This window comes from Stenotrophomonas sp. Ste86 (genome assembly GCF_024519465.1).
Lineage (GTDB): Bacteria > Pseudomonadota > Gammaproteobacteria > Xanthomonadales > Xanthomonadaceae > Stenotrophomonas.
Genome location: NZ_JALJRW010000033.1, coordinates 1 through 22,072 on the forward strand (window position 1 = coordinate 1; position 22,072 = coordinate 22,072).

The following is a 22,072-nucleotide window of genomic DNA, read 5'->3' on the forward strand; positions in this document are numbered from 1 at the left end:
TCCCGCTCCGCGGCCCGGCCCAGCCGCTGGCGGCTGTGCGTTCAGTCGCATGCGAGGCGGTGCCTCGCAGGCCATGCGCCTTCACCCTTGGAGGCTCGCACACGCCATCCATGGCGTGTGACGGTCCCGGCCACCCACCCGCCCCATCCCTTCCGGAAATGGTCGGCGTGTCTGGGCAATCAGGAGCCGGAGCATCAGCCTTCGTTTGGGTGGGGAAGAGGTGCCGAGCATGGCTCGGCACTACCGGTGGATCTTGGGCCGCGCGGTAGGTGCTGGCGAAGCAGGCCTTGGGCTTCGGCTTGGGCTTTCCCTTGCACACCGTGAACCTGTCGAAGGGCGGGCGTGTGTGGGTTGCCGGGGCCGTGTGTTGCCATGGATGGCAACACCGAGCCTCCATGGACGGATTTACGGCGTGCCCCGGAAACCCACACACGCCTGCCCTGCCAGCGACAGTAGTAGGGCAAAAGCGGCTTGTAGCTGTAGCTGTAGCTGTAGCGGTTGCTTCTGGATCCACGGCCACCGCTCAACAAGAGCGGTGGCACGGAGGCCTTACTTGACCTTGGCGTAGGTGCCCTTGAGGGCGACGCCGGCCATGATGGTGCCGGCGTAGCACTCGTAGTTGGTCGCGCTCTTGAACTCGTTCTTCTTGTAGTAGCTCACGATGTCCACCACCGCGTTGGCGTTGCGCGACTTGGCGCCGTCCTGCAGCGCGCGCAGCGCCGACAGGGCCACCCAGCGGCAGGCCTCCTCGTCGCTCTTGTTGGCCGCGTTGGTCTTCTTGTTGGTCACGTCCTCGCCGAAGCGCTGCTGGACGTTGACCTTCTCGCCGGCCAGGTAGAAACGCACGCTGCCGTCGATCCCGGCATCGCGTGCGGCCTGCGAGCTCACCAGCTCACGCAGCGACTGTTCGACACGGGTATCACGGGCCTGGGCGGTGCTGGCGACGGCGAGCAGCGCGGTGGCGGCAATCAGGGCAAAACGACGCATTCAAACTTCTCCTTGTTGGTGGGGCGCAGGGTAGTGCGTGGGAAACCGACCCGGATCCGGGCCGGGTACATCAGTCCTGCCAGCGACGGAAGATCAACGACGTGTTGATCCCGCCGAAGGCGAAATTGTTGCTCATGACATAGTCGGTCTGCAGTGCGCGGCCTTCGCCCTGGATGAAATCCAGCGCGCCGCAGCGCGGGTCCACCGCGTGCAGGTTCAAGGTCGGCGCGAACCAGCCCTCGCGCATCATCTCGATCGTCATCCAGGCCTCGAACGCGCCGCAGGCACCGAGCATGTGGCCCACGTAGCTCTTCAAGGAACTGATTGGCATGCCTGGCCCGAACACCTGCGCGGTAGCCTGGGTCTCGGCGATGTCGCCGTGGTCGGTGGCGGTGCCGTGCGCGTTGACGTAGCCGATCTGCGCCGCGTCCAGGCCCGCATCTTCCAGCGCCAGGCGCATCGCCTGGGCCATCGTGTCCGCGCTCGGCTGGGTGACGTGCTGGCCATCGCTGTTGGTGCCATAGCCCACCACCTCGGCCAGGATCGTGGCACCGCGCGCCTGCGCGTGCTCCAGCTCTTCCAGGATCAGCGTACCGGCGCCCTCGCCCAGCACCAGGCCGTCGCGGTTGGCATCGAACGGGCTCGGCGTGGTCTGCGGCGCATCGTTGCGCACGCTGGTGGCAAACAACGTGTCGAACACCGCCGCGGCGGTCGCATCGAGCTGCTCGGCGCCACCGGTGACCATCACCAGTTGCTTGCCGCTGCGGATCGCCTCGTAGCCGGCGCCCACGCCCTGGCTGCCCGAGGTGCAGGCGCTGGAGGTGGTGTAGACGCGCCCGGACAGGCCGAAGAACACCCCGATGTTGACCGGCGAGGTGTGGCTCATCATCTTCAGGTACGTGGTGGCGCTGATGCCCTCGGTGGTGTGCTCGTGGAGCATGCGACCGAACTCGGCGGTGGCCTCGTGGCTGCCCGAGGACGACCCGTAGGCGACGCCGGCCATGCCACTGCGCAGCACCGGGTGGCCGAGCAGGCCGGCCGCTTCCAGCGCCAGCTCGGTGGCGCGCACCGACATCACCGCCACCTTGCCCATGCTGCGGGTGGTCTTGCGGTTGTAGTGCGCCGGCAGGTCATAGTCCTGTACCGGCGCGGCCAGGCGGGTGTTGAGGCCGTCGAAGACTTCCCACTCGGGGATGTAACGCACCGCGTTGACGCGGGCGTGCAGACGCTCGCGGATGCTCGGCCAGTCGTGGCCCAGCGGACTGAGCGCGGCGGCACCGGTGACCACCACGCGACGATCGGTTCTACGCATCAGACCATGCCTCCATTGACCGAGATCACCTGGCGGGTGATGTAGCCGGCCGATTCGGACAGCAGGAAGGAGACGGCGTGGGCGACCTCGTCCGGCTGACCCATGCGTCCGGCGGGAATGAGTTTCAGCGCGTGGTCGAGCACTTCCTGGTTGACCATCTCGGTCTCGATCAGCCCCGGCGCCACGCAGTTGACGGTGATCGCGCGGCTGGCCAGTTCCAGTGCCAGCGCCTTGGTGGCACCGATGATGCCGGCCTTGGCCGCACTGTAATTGGTCTGGCCACGGTTGCCGACCAGCCCCGACACCGAGGACAGGGTGACGATGCGGCCCGGCTTGCGCCGCCGCACCATCGGCATCACCAGCGGGTGCAGCACGTTGTAGAAGCTGTCCAGGTTGGTGTGCACCACCGCGTCCCAGTCCTCGGCCGGCATCGCCGGGAAAGCGCCGTCACGGGCGATGCCCGCATTGCACACCACCCCGTAGTAGGCGCCGTGTGCTTCCACGTCGGCCTCCAGCGCGGTACGCGCGGCATCGCGGTCGGACACGTCGAACATCAGCACGCGCGCCTGCCGGCCCAGCGCCTGGATATCGGCGACCACCGCCTGTGCTTCCTCGATGCGGCTGCGGCAATGCACCACCACGTCGAAGCCGTCGCGCGCGATCCGCAGCGCCACGGCGCGGCCGATGCCCCGGCTGGCGCCGGTCACCAGCACCGTCAGATTCCCTGTCATGCCTCTCCACTCTCCAGATAGGCCATCGCATCGCGTGGTTCAAACACGGAAACGTTGGCGACCGCCAATTCGTCAGCACCTGCCAGGATCCGGCAGGCGAACATGCCCAGGCCATTTTCGCCCATCAGCTCGCACTGTGCCTCTACACGCAGGCAGGTGCCCGCCGCGAAGTACGGCTGGTGCGCGGTGTAGCGGCGGGGGCCCAGCAGGAAACCGATGGACGGCTCGCGTCCGGCCTGGCGCGCCTTGCACCCGGCCCAGGCCGCGATCGCCTGCGCCATGTATTCCACGCCCACCCAGGCCGGGACGCCCTCAGGCGTGGTGAACAGGCCATGCGCGGGCACGTCCACTTCGACCACGATCGACTCGGGCTGCCAGTCCAGCAGCCGGTCGATCAGGCGCATGCTGTCGCGGTGCGGGAGCACGTCATCGATGTTGTGCGGCAGCGGCATGCTCATGCCCGTGCCAGTGCCAGCACGGCGTTGCTGCCGCCGAAGGCGAACGAGTGGCTGAGCACATGCTGCGGCGGGTGCGCGGCCAGGGTGCCCGGCGCGACCAGGGCCAGTGCCGGCAACGCGGCGTCGGCCTGCCCGTCCCACCAGTGGGTGGGCAGCTGCTGGCGCGGGTTGTCGGCCAGGACCATCCAGCACAGCGCCGCCTCGATCGCCCCGGACGCGCCCAGGGTGTGCCCGGTCAGCGGTTTGGTCGAACTGGCTGGCACGCGCGTGCCCAGTACGGCGGCAACGGCCTGGCTTTCCATCGCATCGTTGTGGCCGGTGGCGGTGCCGTGCAGGTTGACATAGTCCACCTGTGCGGCCGACAGCCCGGCGCGGTCCAGCGCCTGCTGCATCGCATCGATGGCGCCGCGTGCCTGCGGATCGGGGGCGGACATGTGGTGCGCGTCGGACGACTCGCCCCAGCCGGACAGACGCACCGGGCCGGGTTCTGCGGTCATCAGGAACAGCGCGGCGCCCTCGCCGATATTGATGCCGTTGCGGTTGGCCGAAAACGGATTGCAGCGCGCGGCCGAGACCGACTCCAGCGCGCTGAAGCCGGCCACGGTGAAGCGGCACAGCGAATCGGCGCCGCCGGCGACGACCGCATCGACCACCCCGGCGCGCAGCAGGCGCGCGGCCGACATCAGCGCCTTGGCGCTGGACGAACACGCGGTGGAGATCGTCCACGCCGGGCCGCTGCTGCCAATGCGCTCGCGCACGAAACGCGCCGAGGTGCCCATTTCCTGTTGGGCGTAATGGAAGTCGTCCGGCCAATGGCCGTGGTCACGGTGGCAGCGCAGGGCATTTTCCGATTCGCCGATGCCCGAGGTACTGGTGCCGATGATCACCGCCACGCGCTGCGCGCCGTAACGGGCGATCGCCGCATCCACCGCCGGGCGGATCTGCACCAGGGCCGCTTCCAGCAGCGCGTTGTTGCGCCCGCGCAGCGCCACCGGCAGCGCGGACAGGTCCGGCAGCGGCGTGGCCACTTCGCCCAGCGCCAGGGTGCGCCCGGCGATCAGCTGGTCGTTGTCGCGCAGGCCGCCAGGCTGGTCGGCGAACAGACCATGACCCACCTGCGCGCGGTCGCCGCCGAGCGCGCAGACCACGCCCAGTTCATTCAGATAGATCGCGCGGCTGCTACTGCTCACGGCGGTGCCTGTTCCATGTCCAACGATTCAATCACCAGTTCATAGCCTTCGGCCAGGTTGCGCAGGCGCACCCGGCCATCGGGCAGCGGTTCCAACAGCAACCACGCCTTGCCGCCCTGCTCCAACCGACGCTCGCCACCGGAGTCCACCAGCGTCCAGCCGGCCGGCAGCGCCGCGCGGATCGCCGCGGCCGGCCACAGCGCGAACTGAAGGTCGTCCAGCACGCGCTCGCCACGCACCTGCGGTGGCAGCCAGGGCGCACGGGTCTGTTCCAGCGTGGTGCCGTCCCAGACCATGCGCACGCCGGTCTGGCCCATTGCCTGCACCGCCAGACGTACCTGGCTGCCATCGGCCTCGAGCAGCGCATCCAGTTCGCGTTCGTGGGTGCCGAAGCGGAACTGCAGGCGCTGCTGCAACTGCAGCGGCTGCGGCAGCGCCGACGGCGCCAACTGCAGGGTCGGCAGCTGCACCAGCATGCGGGTGCTGGCGCAGGACGCCAGCAGCAGGCACAGCAGCAGGGAGGCGATCAGACGGTGCACAGTTCCTCCAGCACCCGCAGGCGGCGACCGGTTGCATCGGCCACGTACGGATTATTGGTGTCCCACGCGTAACCGGCCAGGATCGAGGAGATCATGCGGCGCAGTTCGGGCTGCTGGGCGGGGTGGTAGATGATCTTCTGGAAGCCGCCGGCGTACCAGGCTTCGACGAAGCGCCGGAAGGTCTTCACCCCGGCGCGCAGCGGGATGGAGAAGTCCTGCTCCCAATCCACGGTTTCACCGGCATGTTCGCGGGCCAGGCAGTCACTGGCCAGCTGCGCGGACTTGAAGGCGATGGTGACGCCGGAGGAAAACACCGGGTCGAGGAATTCGCCGGCATTGCCGAGCAGCGCATAGCCCTCGCCCCACAGCGCGCTGACGTTGGCCGAATAACCGGTGATGGTGCGCACCGGCAGCACCGCCCATTCGGCGTTCTTGAGCAGGCGGGTCAGGTTGGGGTCTTCGCCGACGATCGCCTGCAGTTTCTCCAGGTCGGTACCGGGGTATTTCTCGAAGAAGCTCGGCTCGGCGACCACGCCCAGCGAGCAGCAGCCGTTGGAGAAGGGGATGGTCCAGTACCACACGTCCACGTGTTCGGGATGGGTGGTGATCAGGATCTTGTTGCGGTCAAAGCCCGCGCCGGCCGGGATGTGGTCGCGCACGTGGCAGAAGATCGCCCCGCGCACCGGGAAGTTCGACGGCGATTCCAGGTTCAACAGGCGCGGCAGCAAGCGCGCGAAACCACTGGCATCGAGGATGAAGCCGGCGTCGATGGTGTACTCGCTGCCATCGGGACGGCGTACCTGCACCCGCGCCGGGCGACCGGGCTGCACCGACAGCACTTCATCGCCGAAGCGCAGCGTAGCGCCCATGCGCTCGGCGCCGCGCGCGAGCACGTCATCGAAGTCGGCGCGCTGTACCTGGTAGGTGGTGCCCCAACCGGGCGAGAACTTGTCGCGGAAATCGAATTCGGTGCTGGCCTCGCCGCGCACGAAGGCAGCGCCGTTCTTGTACTGGAACCCGGCCTGCACCACATCCTGCAGCAGGCCTGCCGCTTCGATGTACTCCATGCTCTGCGGCAGCAGGCTCTCGCCGATCGAGAAACGCGGGAACTGCTGGCGCTCCAGCATCAGCACCTGACGACCCTGCCTGCGCAGCATGGCCGCAGCAACGGAACCGGCCGGGCCTGCGCCGATGACGAGGATCTCGGTTGTTTCCACTTGCGGGTTCATCGATACATCCTTGATCAGGAAAACGTGGGAGAAGGAAGGACAGGCGGGCGACTCACTGCGGGGCGTCGTGCGGCGGCGGCCGGAACAGCGGCGAGATCATCCACACCAGACCGATGCCGAACAACAGGGTCAGCCCGAACGCACGCAGCGCCGGCGTGGCCGACAGGCCAAGCAGGCCGAACGACAGCCACGTACTGGCCGCGCCCACGCACACCGCCAGCCACGCACTGGCATCGCCGCGGTGCTCGATCAGGAAGATGCCGTAATCGATGCCCATGCCCAGCAGCAGCATCAGCGCCAGCACATTGAACAGCTGCAGCGGCTGGCCGAACAGGCCCAGCAGGGCCAGGGTCAGCGCGCCGGCCACCAGGGTCGGGGCGAACACGCGCCACGCCTGGGCGCGGTAGCGCCAGTAGAGCACCGCGAATACCAGCACGATGCCGACCAGCAGCAGCACGCTCATCAGCTTGCGGTAGTGCTTGAGCAGCTTGGAGAAATCGGCGGTGCGATCGACCCAGCGCACGCCCGGGATGCCTTCGGCCTGCGCTTCCAGCAAGGTCAGGGCATCGGTGCGGGACAGGTCGTCCACCATCACCACCGACGCCAGTCCGCCACCGACCTTGCCCAGCCACAGATGCCGGAACGGCATCGCCGCCGGCGAGGCCAGGAACGCGTCGGCGTCCAGGTCCTGCGCCGCGTAATCCGGGCGCACCAGCGGTTCGCCGACCGCCTGGCCCACCTTGCCGAGCACCTGCGGCTCGACCTTGGCGGTGAGTGCGGCATCGGCGTGCTGGCGCTGGCGTGACGGCAGCCAGTCGCTGATCGCGCGGTAGCCGCCGATCTGCTTCCTGGTGGACAGCACGCGCAGGCGTTCGACCAGCGCTTCCTCGCGCTGCAGTACCTGTTCGGCGTCATCGCCCTGCACCAGGTAGAACTGCGCCGGGCTGGGCATGCCCAGCATCTGGCTGATGCGGATCTGCTGGTCGATCAGGGTCTTGGGCGAGGACTGCAGGCTGCGCAGGTCGTCATTGCTGCCCAGCCGCGCGATGCCGACCGCCGAGAACACAGCCACCACACCGAGGAACAGCACGGCCTTGCGCCCGTGCAGGCGCGGCCAGCGTTCCAGCGTGTTGCCCAGCCAGCGCGAGAAGCCGGTGGCGCGGATTTCGCCGCCATCCAGCCAGGGGAACCAGAAGATCACGGTCAGGAACGCGCCCGCCAGCCCGACCACCGAGAACAGCGCCATCTGGCGCAGGCCGGGGAACGGGGCCAGGCCCAGCGCCAGGTAGGCCAGCGCGCTGGTCAGCAGGGCCAGCCACAGGCCGGGCAGCAGGTGGCGCAGCAGCTTCCAGCGGCGGTCGGCCGGCTCGGCCTGGCGCGAAGCGAACCAGTGGATGCCGTAGTCCTCGGCCACGCCGACCAGCGACGCACCGAACACCAGGGTCAGCACGTGCACCTTGCCGAACACCAGCACCGTCACCGCCAGCGCGACGCCGCAGCCGATCAGCAGCGAGGCGGCCACCAGCAGGATCGGGCGCAGCGAACGGAAGGCCAGCCAGACCAGCAGCAGCACGGCGGCCAGCGAGCCCCAGCCGATCGTGTTGATCTCGCGGTTGGCCTGTACCGCGGCCGCTTCAGCATGCAGCGGCACGCCGGCGCGCAGTACCTCCAGCCCGGGTGCCTGCCGGTCGGCTGCGGCGGTCGCCGCATCCAGCAGCGTGTCGATATGACGCTCGCCATCGAGCTGGAACGCCGAGCCGACCGTGTCGTACTGCACGATCGACCAATGCTTGCCATCGGCTTCAAGGAGGCCGTCATCGCCCACGCGCAGGCCCGACCCCAGCGCACGCTCCTGCCACCACTGCGGCCACAGCGACAGCGGGTCCTGCCGCCATTCGGTCAGCCGGGGCGCGCCCATCGGGCCGTACAGCGCCGCCAGTGCCGATTCGGCCAGCCCATCGACCGGCTGGGCCTGCAGGCGCTGGCGCTGGTCGCTGGTGAGCAGACGGTCGCGGTAGGGCGCGTAAAAGGCGCGCGCCTGTTCGAACCAGCCTTCGATCGACCCGCTTTCCACCAGCAGCGCCTTGCCCTCGACGCTGTCGCGCAGCGAGGCGCGGAAGGCCTGTTCGGCCGCTTTGGTCTGCGCCGCGTCGGCGCTGCCCAGCAACACCACGATCTGCCGCGCGTTGGCATCGGCGATGCGCCGGGTGACGTCGGACAGCAGCCGGTCGTTGGCATCCTGCGGCAACAGCGCCAGGATGTCGGTGTCGATCCGCGACTGGCTTTTCCACAGGTGCCATTGCTGTGCACCCAGGCCGATCAGCACCAGCAGCCAGACGATGGCCAGCCAGCGCCACACGCGCTGCAGCCGCCCGTTCGGGGTCAAGGCATTGCCCAGCCGGTTGCGCAGCGACTCATTCAAACTTGCGACCCTCATCGGCGCTCAGCTGTGCCGGGGTCTCGCTCATGCCGGCGAACTGGATGCGGGTGACATCCTGGTTGGCTTCGGTGATCTGCACCTGCCGCACGTAGCGGTCACCGCTCAGGGTAAGCGCGGTGAACACCTTGCCGAGCATCGCCGAGCGCGGGGTGAGCTGCATTTTCCAGCCGTTGTCGGGCAGCGCCTCGACCTTGACCGTGAACTGCGCCGACAACGCCTGTGCGTCGCCGCTCATCAGCGCGAACATGATCGCGTTGACCGAGCGCATCGCCGGCTGCTGGCGGCCATCCAGTTCGACCCGGCTGCTGCCATCGCGCTGCCGGCTGAGGATGCGGTCACGGGTCACCACCACCTCGGACGGGAACGGCTTGAGCGTGGTCCAGATCACGCCGTGGTCCTGGGCCAGCACGAAGCGGCCCTGCGAACGCAGCGGATTCTTGAAGCCGGCGACCTGCTTTTCCTGGGTGAACTCCCCATGCAGCACGCCAACCTTGGCCACGCGCTGCTTGACCAGATCGACATCGGCAGTGGCGGGCGCGGCCAACGCCGGCACCGCCACGAGCAACGACAACAGCACGACCAGCGTGCGCAGCACAGCATTCATTTCACTTCCACTCCCAGACGGTCCCACAGTACGGACGGGCACAGGTACAGCATTTCATTGGTGGTCGCGTCCACCGCCACCTGGATGGTGTGGGCACGGGTGAGGACCGTGCCGCTGTCGGCATCGAGGATCTCGTAGACGATCTTCAGCCGGTTTTCCCACTCGGTGATGGTGGCGCGCACGCGCAGCGCCTGCCCGTACAGCAGCGGGCGGATGTACTTCACCCGCGCGTCCACCACCGGCCAGAGATAGCCGGAGTCGCGCATCTGCGGGTAGTCGTAGTTGTAGCGCTGCAGCAGCGCGCAGCGCGCGATCTCGAAGTATTTGAAGTAGTTGCCGTGCCACACCACGTGCATCGGATCGCAGTCGTGGAAGGTCGGCGACAACGTCACTTCGATGCTGAGGTCAGGACTGGACATACAACTCCCAGCGCTGGCCGCGGATGTCGTCGAGCAGGCCGCGCAATTCGCCATCCAGCGCGCGGTCTTCCTCGACCAGGGCGATGCGCGCGCAAAGATCCTGGTACATCACGTCCAGATCGCCATGCAGGGTGGCGTTCATGCCTGCCCGCTGGCGCAGCGCCACGCCCTGCCGGGCGGTGATCAGCAACGCGGCGACGACCTGTTCGGTCAGTTCGATCACGCGCAGGCAGTCGCGCGCGGCGATGGTGCCCATGCTGACCTTGTCCTGGTTGTGACATTCGGTGGAACGCGAGAACACCGAGGCCGGCATGGTCTGCTTGAGCGCCTCGGCGGTCCACGCCGACACGCTGATCTGCAGCGCCTTCAGGCCGTGGTTGATCGCCGCACGCTCGCCGGTGGCGGCCGACAGGTTGGCCGGCAGACCATGGTTGAAGCGCGCGTCCACCACCAGCGCCATCTGCCGGTCGAGCAGGTCGGCCAGGTTGGCGATGGTGTTCTTCAGCGCGTCCATCGCGAAGGCGATGTGGCCACCGTAGAAGTGTCCGCCGTGCAGGATGCGCTCGCCCTCTGCGTCGATCAGCGGGTTGTCGTTGGCGCTGTTGAGTTCGGTTTCGATCAACTGGCGGAAGAACGGAAGCGCGTCCTGGACCACCCCGATCACGTGCGGCGCGCAGCGCAGCGAGTAACGGTCCTGCAGGCGCTGTTCGTTGCGCGGTGGACGATCGCTGTGCAGGTCTTCGCGCAGGCGTGCGGCGATCTGCATCTGGCCCGGGTGCGGCTTGGCGGCAAACAGCATTTCATCGAAGTGGTGCGCGTTGCCGTCGCTGGCCAACACGTTGAAGGCGGTCAGGCGGGTGGCCAGCCGGGTCAGGTAGTCGGCGCGGTCATAGGCCAGGCAGGCCAGCGCGGTCATCACCGCCGTGCCGTTCATGATCGCCAGGCCTTCCTTGGGGCGCAGTCGCAGCGGGGTCATGCCGATCTCGGCAAGCACCTCGGCGGCGGCGCGCCGCGCACCCTGGTACATCACCTCGCGCTCGCCGCACAGCACGGCGGCCACGTACGACAGCGGAGTGAGGTCGCCACTGGCACCGACCGAGCCTTCGGCCGGAATCAGCGGCAGCACGTCATGGCGCAGCAGCGTGGCCAGGCCCTGCAGCAGCGGGTGGCTGACCCCGGACATGCCGCGCACCAGCGAGGCCAGGCGCGCGGCGATCACCGCGCGGGTCTCGCTTTCATCCAGGAACCGGCCCAGGCCGCAGCCGTGGTAGGTGAACAGATGGTGCGGCAGCTCGGCCACCAGCGCCGGCGGAATGTTCACCGTGCACGAATCGCCGTAGCCGGTGGTCACCCCGTAGATGACGCCATCTTCGCGCAGCAGGCGGTCGAGGAAGTCGGCGCCGCGCTGGATGCGCGCGGTGAAGGCCGGATCATCGGTGACGACGGCCTCGGCCTTGCGCTGGGACAGCGCGACCACGTCTTCGATGGTCAGCGGTGCATCGCCGAAGCGAATGGGGGACGACTTACTTGCCATGAGATGCCTGATCCCAGAAGGGGAAGAAATTGAACCAGTCCAAGGGTGCCTGGGTGACCTGTACTTCAAGCCAACGGGCAAACTGTTCGGCCTGCGCGGTCAGCGCGGCATCGCGCGAGCCACGGGGCAGCACGATGCGATCGCTGAAGTGCTCGAAGCGCACGCGGTAGCCATTGCCCTCGTGCAGGCACGCCATCGTGTAGACCGGGCAGGCCAGCGCGGAGGCCAGCACATACGCGCCGATCGGGAACTGCGCCACGTGGCCGAGGAACGGCGCGGGCACGGTGCGGCCGCCACGCAGCGGCACGCGGTCGCCGACGATGGCCACAAAGCCGCCCTCGCCGACCCGCCGCTGCAGCTCCACCGCCGTGGCCGGGCCCATGTCGGTGACCTGCATCAGCTCCACCGAGGCCAGCGGATCCAGCCGCTGCATCAGCCGGTTGAAACGCTGCGCATGCGCGGTGTGCACCAGCACAGTGATGCGGAAGCCAGGTACCTGTTCGGCCAGCACCTGGCACAGTTCCAGGCAGCCGATATGCGCGGTGAGGATCAACCCGCCCTCGCGACGCGCGATCTTTTCCAGCATCAGGTCGCGCTGCAGGCGGAGGTGGCTGGGCGGATAACGCCCGCCCAGGCCGAGCAGCTTGTCCAGCAGGGTGTCGGCGAACAGCGCGAAATGCTTCAGGCTGGTCCAGCGCCCCGGCGCGCGGCCGAGCACGCCGGTATGCGCCTGCAGCCGCTGCAGGTACTGCCGCGAGGATTGCCGCGCTACGCGATTGCCCAGCCAATGGCACAGCACCACCGGGTACACGCACAGGCGGAACGGCCAGCGCCCGAACCAGCGGTGCACCCAACACAGGAACAGCACCCCGGCCGCCGAGGTGGTTTCACCCAGGTCGGCCCAGTGCGGCGCGTTGGCCGGTGCCGGCGCGGTCATGCGACGCGCGTTCCGGCAGCACGCTGCCACAGCAGCCGCGGTGCGCGCCGGAGCATGCCGAAGAACAGGCGGGTGTGCATGCGGCTGATGCGGACGTTGTCGCGCCACACGTGGAAATGCGACACGCCGTCGCTGGGATAGGTCACCCGGGTCGACAGGCTGATCACCGGCACGTTGCGCCAGAACAGGCGCACCAGGATCTCGCTGTCGAAATCCATGCGCCGGCCGATGGTCTCCTCGCCCACCAGCCGCGTCACCGGTGCCAGCGGATACAGCCGGAAGCCGCACATCGAATCGCGGATCTGCAGCGACAAGGTGTTGATCCACACCCAGATGTGGGTGGCATAGCGCCCGTACAGCCGCGCCTTGGGCACGCTGTCGTCATAGGCGGGAATGCCGCAGATCACCGCATCGGGATGCTGCCGCGCCAGGGCGACGAAGCGTGGGATGTCGGTGGGATCGTGCTGGCCATCGGCGTCGATCTGCAGCACGTGACTGTGCCCGCGCCGGGCCGCCTCGGCGAACCCGGCCAGCATCGCACCGCCCTTGCCCTGGTTGACCGGCAGGCGCAGCAGTGCCACCTGTCCCGCAGGGTCGGCGGCCAGTGCATCGAGCACCTGCGCGCAGCCGGCATGCGAGCCATCGTCGACCAGCAGGCAGGCCAGCCCGCTGGCGAGTACGCCGCGCACGACCGCACCGATGGCGTGTTCATGGTCATAGACCGGAATCACCACCAGTGGCGTGAACGGCGCCGCCGGCCTGCCACGTCGCGCGGCTTCATGCATCGCCGAACACCACCCGGCCACTGGCGTGCACGCCGTGGTCGGAGACATAGCGGAAGCTCAGCACCGATTTGACCGCATCCCAGCCCAGGGTGAGCTGCAGGCAATCGCCGGGCCGGGCCACGTGCTGGAATTTCAGCGCATCCATGCGCGCAAAACGCGGCGGCATGGCGAAAACCTCGCGCGCGTAGTGGATCGCCCAGTCCAACTGGACCACGCCTGGCAGGATCTTGGCCTGCGGGAAATGCCCGTCAAAGGCGATCAGGTCCGCATCCAGCGGCAACAGCAGGCGCGCGGCGTCGGCATCGCGCTGTTGCCACTGCACCGCCGGGAACAACGGCCGGAACAGCGCCGCCAGCGCCGCAGCGGTGACCTTGCCCTGCGCGTTGAGCGGGAGTTCGTCGACGAAGCGCCAGCGCCGCGGACGCGTTACCGCATCGTGGCTGCTGGCCAGGTGCGCGCCCAGCGCCTGCGCATGGCGGCGGCGCTGCGCATCGTCCCAGCCGGCCACATCGGCCGGCTGTGGCACGACCACGGCCGCCAGCTGTTCGCGCGCGCCCGGCAGCACCAGCACGCGTACGTCCTGCACGTGTGGATGCAGGCGCAGCTGCTGTTCCAGCGCATCCAGCGACACCCGCCGCTCTTCGATCTTGACGATGCGGTCGGCACGCCCGAGCAGGCGGAAGCTGCGCCCGGCATCGGCGTCGACGCGGTCCTGGGTCTGCCACCAGTCCTCATCGTGCAGGTGCGGCGAGCGCACCGACAGGCAGCCATCGTCGACCCGCCAGGCCACACCCGGCAGCGGATGCCACTGCGGCTGGTCGGCGCTCCAACGGCGCCAGGCGATGCCGCCGGTTTCGCTGCTGCCAAAGACTTCGGTCGGTGCCACGCCCAACAGCGCACGCACCTGCAGCGCCGCGTCTTCCGGCAAGGGGCCACCGGAGGAAAACACCGCGCGCAGCTGGCCCTGGAGCGAGGACCAGTCGAGTTGTTCGGGCAGGCGTTTGAGGTGGGCCGGGGTGGCCACCAGCACCGAGGGCTGCTGCGCCAGCGCACTGACCAGGTCTTCGTGGAAGAACCGCCGTGGCTGGATCGCGCGCCCGGCCGCCAGCGGCCACAGCACGCGGAACAGCAGCCCATAGATATGCTGGTGCGACACCGTGCCATGCACCTGCGCACCTTCCAGCTGTTCGCCGAAGGCGGCCTGCAGGGCATCCACTTCGCGGGTCAGTTGGCGCATGCGCTTGACGATCGCACTTGGCGCGCCGGTGCTGCCGGAAGTGAACACCACCAGTTCCAGCTGGTTCTCGTCCAGCGGCAGCAGCGGCGCATCGGTCCGCACGTCGGCGTCCGGCTGCAGCGGTGCATGGCCGGCGGGCACGTCACCGGCAAAACCGCTCACGCGCGGGCGCAGCCCTTCCAGCGTGGCCGGCAGGTTGTCGCCCCCGAGGAACACGCGCTTGCCGGCATGCCAGGCGCCCAGCAGGGCGGCGGCAAAGGCCAGGGCGTCATCAAAATACAGCGCCCAGTCGCTGCCCGGCGCGCGCGCGAACGCCTGCTGCCAGCGCAGGACCTGCTGCCTGAATTCGGGATGGCCCACGGCGCCGTGCGCCGCTTCACCCACGATGCGGCCGGGCAAGGGCGACACTGCCAGCCGGTCCAGTGCGATCCAGTCAGCCATGGGCGTGCGCCGCTTTCACCCGTCGCCGCACCAGCCATTCCCCGCCAAACAGAGCACCCATCATCACGTACGCCAACAATCCGTTGTAGAGCGCCCAGACCTGGTTGGACGCCCACAGCGCCGTGGCCAGGGCCAGACTTCCGTTGAGAACAAAGAAACCGCACCACACCCAGGTGACACGGCGGGGATAGATCACCGCGAACGGCGGCAGGTCCGGTTCGCTCAACCGCGCCAGGCGTTCCACCGCACTGGGCGGGAAACGCAGGCTGGTGGCAAAGATCACCAGCATCACCGCGTTCACCAGCGCCGGGTACAGTTTCAGCGGCAGGGCCTGGTTGAAGGCGGTGGCCACCAGCGCCAGCACGCCGGTGCCCAGCGCGGCCACCCACCACACCGGCTGGCGGGTGGTCAGCGCGCGCAGCGCGGCCATCCCGAACAACAGCAGCGAGAGCCAGCGCGGCTCGAACCGGCCCAGCGACAGGTACACCACCAGCGGGTATGCCAACGACAGCAACGCAAACGCCGCGACGCGCACCCGGACCATGGTCAGTGTCCTGCGGCAGCCGTCAGGCGGCTGCTTGACCGGGCAACAGCCCGTGCACCACGTCGACGATGTCCTGCACGGTGCGCACCGACTTGAATGCCTCCGGCTGCAGGTTGCGGCCGAGCAACGGCTTGAGCTGCACGATCAGGTCGACCGCGTCGATGCTGTCGATGTCCAGGTCGTCGTACAGACGGGCCTGGGGGGTGATGCGCGTCGGCTCGATCTCAAAGCTGTCCTTGAGGATCTTGACGATGCGATCGAAAAGTTCGTTCTTGGTCATGGCAAATCCTGACGCGCCGTTACGACGGCTGGCGTGCGGCGACAAACTCGCTCAGGGCACGCACGCTGGAGAAATGGCGACGGGTCTCTTCCGAATCCGCGGACAGGCTGACACCGTACTTTTTCTGCAGGGCCAAACCAAGTTCAAGCGCGTCAATCGAATCCAGGCCCAGTCCCTCAACAAACAGGGGTGCTGCCGGATCGATGTCTTCGGGAGTGATGTCTTCCAGTGAAAGCGATGAAATGATCAATTCCTTGATCTCGTGCTCAAGTGCCTGCACGGCTCGGTTCTCCAGCGAAGTCAAAGTAATGGGCAAGATGATCGGTCACGCGTCGGGCCGCCAAGGCATCCCCCCTGGGCGTGTCGCCGGCTACGACCAGAAAGGGGGCGATCGGGAGATCTTCCCCGACTTCCAGCTGAACGTGAAAACGCCGTGATGGCACACGATACCATTTCTGGCCCTTGGTCAGGGTAGGCGGGGTACAGGTGATCCTGACCGGGGTTATGTCCAGCCGGCCGCGCACGGCGATGTTGGCCGCCCCGCGCTGCAGCCGCAGCGGCTGGCCGGGGACCGTGCGGGTGCCCTCGGGGAAGATCACCAGGTTGCCGCCCGCCTGGACGGCGGCGATGCAGTCGTCGATCAGCCCGGCGCCGTCGTCGTTGGAGACGTAGCCGGCCGCCCGCACCGGGCCGCGCATGAACGGGTTGCAGGCCACGGCCCGCTTGACCACGCAGTCGGCGTTGGGGAGCTGGGCGATCAGCAGGACCACGTCGATCAGGGTGGGATGGTTGGCCAGGATCAGCAGCCCAGTGCGCTGCAGGCGCTCGGCCCCCCGGATTTCATAGGTCATCACCCCCAGACGGTGCATCAGGCCGACGTGGCTGGCGAAGCTGAGCTGGACCAGGCGCCGGGCCAGTGCGCGGCGCCGGAGCGGGTTGCGGACCAGGAACAGCAGCGGGAACAGCACCCCGCCCAGCAGCAGGCCGCCCAGACCGAACACGGCAAAGCTGACGCCGGTGCCGAACACGCGCCAGGCATGATTCAGACGGGCCGGCCAGCGCTCAGCCATGGCGCTGCCAGGTCCACTGCTGGCCGTCGGCGGCCAGCTGCAGGCTCGCATCGCCGGCAAGCAGGAAGCGCATCGCCTCCAGGCCGTGCGGTAGCGCGGCGGCCGGGCTGTCGGCGTCGGCAGCGCTCCAGTTCAGCGACAGCCGGGCGCCGGGACGGTCGGCCCTGGCCAGGCGCCAGCACCAAGCGTAGTACGGGTCCGGCTCGTCGGCGAAGCCGGCGTAGACCGGTGGCAACTGCGATTCGTAGATGACCACGCGCACTTCCGGGGCGCCGTCGGCCAGCAGGCCATATGCCTCCACGCAGGCCGTCTCGACCGTGGCCCGGCCGGCGGCCAGGGCCAGGTAGTTGCCGCGGTGGCCGCGGGCGATGGAGTACAGCGCGGCCACGGCGTTGTGCACCGACAGGCCGAAGGCGGTCGGGGACATCCCGTTATCGGCACACAGGTTGTCCAGAAGCTCCATCGATCGGGCGACATCGCCATGCCGGGAAGCAAACACCAGCGGCACCTGGCCACCGTCATCGGGTTGCTCGCACCAGCAGGCCGCCTGGATGGCCATGCGCCCGAGCCGCTCGATGCGCCGGCGCTGCATGGCGGGCACTTCGGACAACGCCGGGGTGTCATCGCCCTGCGGCAATGCCGGTGCCTGCGACCAGGCCTGCCAGGCTTCCTTCGAGGTCAGGCCCGGTGCCCAGGCCGACCAATCCACCACTGAAAACTCGATCATTCACGCCAACATGTTGATGGGCACCCGGGGCGCAGTGCTTGAAAGGGGTGCGCCGACGCCTTGGACAGGGCCTGCCCGACCCGCAGACACTTCCCCGTGGGTGGAGTGGGCAGCAGGCGCGTGGCGACGCGATCTTCCCGGTGGCGCGGCTGGGACATCCCAACGCACCGCCGTAAAAAGGAGCGCACGCTATCATGACACCCTTGGCACTGGCAGCATTCACAATCTGAAATGAGCAGCACGATCCACGACGCATCGGCCCCGGCGGTCGCTTCCCATCCGACCGGACCGGCGTTGTTCAGCGTGGGCTATGCGCCTGCGTCGTTGCGCGATGCGGCCCTGGCCGATCCGTGCACGCTGGCGATCTTCGGTTTCGGCGCGCGTGATGCGCGGCTGGACGGGGATCCGCGCTGGCTGCAGGTGCCGCTGGCCGAGCACGGTCCAGCGCAGGTGGAGGTATGGCGTTCGCCGACGCCGGTGCGCTGCGGGGTGACCGACGGGGTACGGTGGTCGCACAACGAGACGGTGCTGTTCGGGGTACTGGAAATTGAAGAAGTGGACGGGGATATCGCCTCGGCCGCAGCAGATGCCTACGCAAGAATGAGTAGCTTTCTGACCAGTTCGGGATTCCCGCACCTGCTGCGGACGTGGAATTACCTGGATGCGGTGACCGAGGGCGACGGCGACCAGGAGCGGTACCGGCGCTTCTGCGTGGGGCGGGTGCAGGGGCTGCGCGAACTGGACGAGGCGGCGTTGCCGGCGGCGACGTGCATCGGGCGCTTCGACGGCGAGCGGCGTCTGCAGGTGTACTGGCTGGCAGGGCGCGACGCCGGGCTGCCGTTGGAAAATCCGCGCCAGGTGAGCGCGTTCCGTTATCCACGCCAATATGGCCCGCAGTCGCCGAGTTTTTCGCGGGCGCTGCTGGCGCCGGCGGCGACAGGCTTGCCGTTGCTGCAGTCGGGAACGGCGGCGATCGTGGGCCATGTGTCCCAGCACACCGGGGCGGTGGATGAACAGTTGCGCGAGACGTTGACCAATCTGCAGAGTCTGGTGGACGCGGCCCGCCGGCAACGGCCGTCGCTGTCACCGACGCTGGGGGCCGGATCGGTGCTGAAGGTCTACGTGCGTCGCGCCGAGGACATGCCGGCGGTAGCCGCGCAGATGGCCGCGCTGCCGGGCGCGCCGGCCTTCGTGGTGTTGCACGCCGAGGTCTGTCGCGCCGAACTGCTGGTCGAGATCGAAGGCCTGCACGGCTGAGCCGCGTCCTGCGCGGAACGCACCATGGTTCGACCGTAGAGCCGACCGTTGGTCGGCTGCTCGTTACGTAGAGCCGACCGTTGGTCGGCTGCATGTCTGCCAACGCCCTTCAACGCTCAACACATGCTGATTGGGGTCGGTGTGGGTGGGCGGGCGGGACACGCCGTAAATCCATCCGTGGAGGCTCGCGTGCGCCATCCATGGCGCACGAGGGTCCCACCCACCCACACCGACCCTCCACAGCTGGCTGGTGCGCATGGAACAGTCACAACAGCCGTCTTCACCCGGCCGTGCACCTGCCGACCACGCCACCGCCACTCAAAGACGCGACCCGCCCCGGTAGAGCCGACCCATGGTCGGCTGCTCTTGACCCTTCTTCCGCGGGTTCTTGTTCCCACTGACATCCAAGCGCCCGCAGGTCGGGGGTGCCAGCCCATGCCGGGACCGTGCGCCGCATGGATGCGGCGAACGAGCCGCATGGGTGAGGGCGCATCGATTGCGAGGCACTGCCTCGCATGCGCCCGAACGTCCAGCCGCCGGCGGCTGGGCCGAACCACGGAGCGGGGTTCACGGCGTGTCCCGGCATGCGCTGGCACCCCGCGACCCAAGCGGATCAATGACGGGCTGCAGCCCCTGCCGCTCCCTCAGTGATACCCCACATCCGCCCGCACCTTCCCGCGGAACACCCGGTAGGACCAGGCCGTGTAGCCCAGGATCACCGGCAGCAGCACCACCAGCCCGACCAGGCTGAAGCCCAGCGACGAGGCCGGCGCGGCCGCCTGCCACAAGGTCATGCTCGGCGGCAGCAGGTAGGGCCACATGCCCAGCACCAGGCCGATGAAGCCCAGGATGAACAACGCCAGGGTCAGCAGGAACGGCGGCAGGTCGCGCTTGGGGTGCATCGCGCTGCGCCACAGCGCCACCGCCACGCCCAGGGTCAGCAACGGCACCGGCGACAGCCACCAGAAGTTGCCGTCGCTGAACCAGCGCGCCATCAGCCGCGAGTCCAGGAACGGCAGCCACGTGCTGACCAGGCCCATGAACACGATCACCGCCACCACCAGCGGCCGCGTCAGCGTGCGCGCGAAGGTCTGCTCGCGCCCCTCGGTCTTGAGGATCAGCCAGGTGCTGCCCAGCAGCGCATAGCCGAACACCACCGCCGCACCGGTGAGCATCGAGAACGGGCTGAACCAGCTGAAGGCCCCGCCCACGTAACGCCCATCCACCACCTGCAGGCCCTGCACCAGCGCGCCCAGGATCACGCCCTGCGCGAACGCGGCCAGCAGCGAGCCCAGCCCGAAGGCCACGCTCCACAGCCGGCGCGAGCGGTGCGCCTTGAAGCGGAATTCGAACGCCACTCCGCGGAACACCAGCGCCACCACCAGCAGCAGTACGGGGAGATACAACGCCGACAGCAACGCCGCATACGCCTTGGGGAAAGCGGCCATCAGTCCCGCACCGCCCAGGACCAGCCAGGTCTCGTTGCCGTCCCAGATCGGCGCGGCGGTGTTCATCATGATGTCCAGCTGTTCTTCGTCCTCGGCCATGGGCGCAAGGATGCCGATGCCCAGCACGAACCCATCCAGTACCACGTACATCAGCACGCCGAAGCCGATCACCGCAAACCATGCCACGGGCAGCCAGGTCGTCATCTCCATGTCAGCGCTCCTCCAGCGGTTCGTCGGCGCCGGACAGCGGCCGTGCCGGGGTGTGGCTGCCGGCCTCCAACGCCGGGGCCGGCTCATGCGGCTTGGGACCGGTGCGGATGATCTTGACCAGGTACCAGATGCCCCAGCCGAACACGAACGCGTAGCCGACCACGTACACGCCCAGCGACAGCGCCGTCATCCACGCACTCTGCGGGCCTACCGCATCGGCGGTGCGCAGCACGCCATAGACCACCCAGGGCTGCCGCCCCATCTCGGTCACGAACCAGCCCGAAATCAGCGCGATGAAGCCGCTGGGCAGCATCCAGTTCCAGCCGCGGATCAGCCAGCGCGACTGCAGCAGCTTGCCGCGCCACCACTGGAACGCCGATACCCACGCCAGCAGCAGCATCAGCGAGCCGAGCCCGACCATGATGCGGAAGGCGAAGAACACCGGCACCACCGGCGGCCGATCGCTGGCCGGCACGGAGGTCAGCGGATCGAACGTGCCCTCCAGCGAATGGGTGAGGATCAGGCTGCCCAAGCGCGGGATCGCAAGTTCGTAATCGTTGCGCTCGGCCTTTTCATTGGGCAGCGCGAACACCACCAGCGGCACGCCCTTGCCCTCGCCTTCGGCATGCCAGTGCGCTTCCATCGCGGCGATCTTCATCGGCTGGTGCTTGAGCGTGTTCAACCCGTGCATATCGCCGACGAAGATCTGCACCGGCACGGTCAGCGCGGCGAACGCCACGGCCGCCAGCAGCATCGTGCGCCCGGCTTCCACGTGCGTGCCCTTGCGCAGGTACCACGCGCCGATGCCGCCGATCACAAAGCACGTGGTGATGAACGAGCCCAGCGCCATGTGCGCCAGGCGATAGGGGAAGGAGGGATTGAACACCACCTGCCACCAGTTCTGCGGGTGCACGATGCCATCGATCATCGCGTAGCCGGCCGGCGTATGCAGCCAGCTGTTGGACGACAGGATCCAGAACGTGGAAAACAGCGTGCCCAGCGCCACCATGCAGGTGGACAGAAAATGCAGGCGCGGCGACACCTTGCCCCAGCCGAACATCATCACGCCGAGGAAGCTGGCTTCCAGGAAAAACGCGGTGAGCACTTCATAGGTGAGCAGCGGCCCGATCACGCTGCCGGCCACTTCGCTCAGCCGCGGCCAGTTGGTGCCGAACTGGAAGGCCATGACGATGCCGCTGACCACGCCCATGCCGAAGGACACGGCAAAGATTTTCTGCCAGAAGAAATACAGCTCGCGCCAGACCGGGTTGCCGGTGCGCAGCCAGCGCGACTCCACGAACGCCAGCCAACTGGCGGTGCCGATGGTGAAGGCGGGGAACAGCACATGGAAACTGATGACGAACCCGAACTGGATCCGCGACAACAACAACGCGTCCACGTGACGCCTCCGACTGGTTTCTGGAAATCCGCACCAGTCTGGGCCGATATCCGTGAAAGGCACATGCGACCCGGTGACGCGCTGCTTCACTTTGTCGCAGGTGGAGCCCGGTCGTGGATTGGCGGGGGATTCAGCGGGCATGGCCCTTCGGCCGGAGGCTACCGCAAGTAGAAGCCAGGGTTTTTGGGCGCTGGTCGGTGGGTCGGGCGCCGGGCCCCTCTACCCTTGGAGGCGAAATAAAGGAGGAGGGGGCGGCCGCAGGCCGACACCGGGGGACATTCGCCGGAAAGGGTA

22 protein-coding genes are annotated in these 22,072 nt (G+C 68.1%); 1 reads left to right on the forward strand and 21 read right to left on the reverse strand.

Annotation, left to right across the window (positions count from 1 at the left end; translation table 11 throughout):
- Window positions 1-549: 549 nt before the first annotated feature.
- The 19 genes from NR101_RS18340 to NR101_RS18430 all read right to left on the reverse strand — a co-directional run bounded on the left by NR101_RS18340 (window position 550) and on the right by NR101_RS18430 (window position 17,464).
- Window positions 550-987: an excinuclease ATPase subunit gene (locus NR101_RS18340; RefSeq protein WP_256777342.1), complete on the reverse strand. Its 438-nt coding sequence runs from the start codon at window positions 985-987 to the stop codon at window positions 550-552.
- Between the two features lie 70 nt (window positions 988-1,057).
- The gene (locus NR101_RS18345; RefSeq protein WP_256777343.1) at window positions 1,058-2,299 is read right to left on the reverse strand and encodes a beta-ketoacyl-ACP synthase; all 1,242 of its coding nucleotides are present in this window, start codon (window positions 2,297-2,299) and stop codon (window positions 1,058-1,060) included.
- Window positions 2,299-3,030 (reverse strand): 3-oxoacyl-ACP reductase FabG, encoded by a 732-nt coding sequence (fabG, locus tag NR101_RS18350; protein WP_256777344.1) that lies wholly within the window; start codon window positions 3,028-3,030, stop codon window positions 2,299-2,301. The genes NR101_RS18345 and fabG overlap by 1 nt, the downstream gene beginning before the upstream one ends.
- Window positions 3,027-3,488, reverse strand: coding sequence for a hypothetical protein (locus tag NR101_RS18355; protein WP_256777758.1), 462 nt, complete (start codon window positions 3,486-3,488; stop codon window positions 3,027-3,029). The genes fabG and NR101_RS18355 overlap by 4 nt, the downstream gene beginning before the upstream one ends.
- Window positions 3,485-4,678, reverse strand: a complete 1,194-nt coding sequence (locus NR101_RS18360; protein WP_256777346.1) for a beta-ketoacyl-[acyl-carrier-protein] synthase family protein — start codon at window positions 4,676-4,678, stop codon at window positions 3,485-3,487. Before NR101_RS18360 ends, NR101_RS18355 begins: the two co-directional genes overlap by 4 nt.
- On the reverse strand, window positions 4,675-5,217 hold the full coding sequence (locus NR101_RS18365) for a DUF3261 domain-containing protein (protein WP_256777347.1): 543 nt from the start codon (window positions 5,215-5,217) through the stop codon (window positions 4,675-4,677). The genes NR101_RS18360 and NR101_RS18365 overlap by 4 nt, the downstream gene beginning before the upstream one ends.
- Complete coding sequence (locus NR101_RS18370) at window positions 5,205-6,446, reverse strand: NAD(P)/FAD-dependent oxidoreductase (RefSeq protein WP_256777348.1); 1,242 nt, start codon at window positions 6,444-6,446, stop codon at window positions 5,205-5,207. The genes NR101_RS18365 and NR101_RS18370 overlap by 13 nt, the downstream gene beginning before the upstream one ends.
- A 52-nt stretch (window positions 6,447-6,498) precedes the next feature.
- Window positions 6,499-8,883 (reverse strand): MMPL family transporter, encoded by a 2,385-nt coding sequence (locus tag NR101_RS18375; RefSeq protein WP_256777759.1) that lies wholly within the window; start codon window positions 8,881-8,883, stop codon window positions 6,499-6,501.
- Entirely contained in the window at window positions 8,861-9,490 is a 630-nt protein-coding gene (locus NR101_RS18380) for an outer membrane lipoprotein carrier protein LolA (protein ID WP_256777350.1), read from the reverse strand. Before NR101_RS18380 ends, NR101_RS18375 begins: the two co-directional genes overlap by 23 nt.
- Entirely contained in the window at window positions 9,487-9,909 is a 423-nt protein-coding gene (locus tag NR101_RS18385; RefSeq protein ID WP_256777351.1) for an acyl-CoA thioesterase, read from the reverse strand. Before NR101_RS18385 ends, NR101_RS18380 begins: the two co-directional genes overlap by 4 nt.
- Window positions 9,896-11,443 carry an aromatic amino acid ammonia-lyase gene (locus NR101_RS18390; protein WP_256777352.1) on the reverse strand — a complete coding sequence of 516 codons (1,548 nt, stop codon included), beginning with the start codon at window positions 11,441-11,443 and terminating at the stop codon, window positions 9,896-9,898. The genes NR101_RS18385 and NR101_RS18390 overlap by 14 nt, the downstream gene beginning before the upstream one ends.
- Complete coding sequence (locus tag NR101_RS18395) at window positions 11,433-12,380, reverse strand: acyltransferase (RefSeq protein WP_256777353.1); 948 nt, start codon at window positions 12,378-12,380, stop codon at window positions 11,433-11,435. Before NR101_RS18395 ends, NR101_RS18390 begins: the two co-directional genes overlap by 11 nt.
- Window positions 12,377-13,165 (reverse strand): glycosyltransferase family 2 protein, encoded by a 789-nt coding sequence (locus tag NR101_RS18400; RefSeq protein WP_256777354.1) that lies wholly within the window; start codon window positions 13,163-13,165, stop codon window positions 12,377-12,379. The genes NR101_RS18395 and NR101_RS18400 overlap by 4 nt, the downstream gene beginning before the upstream one ends.
- Complete coding sequence (locus NR101_RS18405; RefSeq protein ID WP_256777355.1) at window positions 13,158-14,843, reverse strand: AMP-binding protein; 1,686 nt, start codon at window positions 14,841-14,843, stop codon at window positions 13,158-13,160. Before NR101_RS18405 ends, NR101_RS18400 begins: the two co-directional genes overlap by 8 nt.
- Complete coding sequence (locus NR101_RS18410; RefSeq protein WP_256777760.1) at window positions 14,836-15,387, reverse strand: hypothetical protein; 552 nt, start codon at window positions 15,385-15,387, stop codon at window positions 14,836-14,838. The genes NR101_RS18405 and NR101_RS18410 overlap by 8 nt, the downstream gene beginning before the upstream one ends.
- Window positions 15,388-15,409: 22 nt before the next feature.
- Window positions 15,410-15,667 (reverse strand): acyl carrier protein, encoded by a 258-nt coding sequence (locus tag NR101_RS18415; protein ID WP_256777357.1) that lies wholly within the window; start codon window positions 15,665-15,667, stop codon window positions 15,410-15,412.
- A 19-nt stretch (window positions 15,668-15,686) separates the two neighbouring features.
- A complete protein-coding gene (locus NR101_RS18420) occupies window positions 15,687-15,947 on the reverse strand; it encodes a phosphopantetheine-binding protein (RefSeq protein ID WP_228886160.1) in 261 nt (86 codons plus the stop codon).
- Window positions 15,934-16,737: a lysophospholipid acyltransferase family protein gene (locus tag NR101_RS18425; protein WP_256777358.1), complete on the reverse strand. Its 804-nt coding sequence runs from the start codon at window positions 16,735-16,737 to the stop codon at window positions 15,934-15,936. Before NR101_RS18425 ends, NR101_RS18420 begins: the two co-directional genes overlap by 14 nt.
- Window positions 16,730-17,464, reverse strand: coding sequence for a beta-ketoacyl synthase chain length factor (locus NR101_RS18430; protein WP_256777359.1), 735 nt, complete (start codon window positions 17,462-17,464; stop codon window positions 16,730-16,732). Before NR101_RS18430 ends, NR101_RS18425 begins: the two co-directional genes overlap by 8 nt.
- 231 nt (window positions 17,465-17,695) lie before the next feature.
- On the opposite strand from NR101_RS18430, the gene NR101_RS18435 reads away from it, so the two are divergent.
- Entirely contained in the window at window positions 17,696-18,721 is a 1,026-nt protein-coding gene (locus tag NR101_RS18435) for a pteridine-dependent deoxygenase (RefSeq protein WP_256777360.1), read from the forward strand.
- Window positions 18,722-19,365: 644 nt separating this feature from the next.
- On the opposite strand, the gene cydB is transcribed toward NR101_RS18435, so the two are convergent.
- Together cydB and NR101_RS18445 are read right to left on the reverse strand one after the other, a co-directional pair.
- Window positions 19,366-20,379 carry a cytochrome d ubiquinol oxidase subunit II gene (cydB, locus tag NR101_RS18440; protein ID WP_256777361.1) on the reverse strand — a complete coding sequence of 338 codons (1,014 nt, stop codon included), beginning with the start codon at window positions 20,377-20,379 and terminating at the stop codon, window positions 19,366-19,368.
- A 1-nt stretch (window position 20,380) separates the two neighbouring features.
- A complete protein-coding gene (locus NR101_RS18445; protein WP_256777362.1) occupies window positions 20,381-21,778 on the reverse strand; it encodes a cytochrome ubiquinol oxidase subunit I in 1,398 nt (465 codons plus the stop codon).
- Window positions 21,779-22,072: the final 294 nt, after the last annotated feature.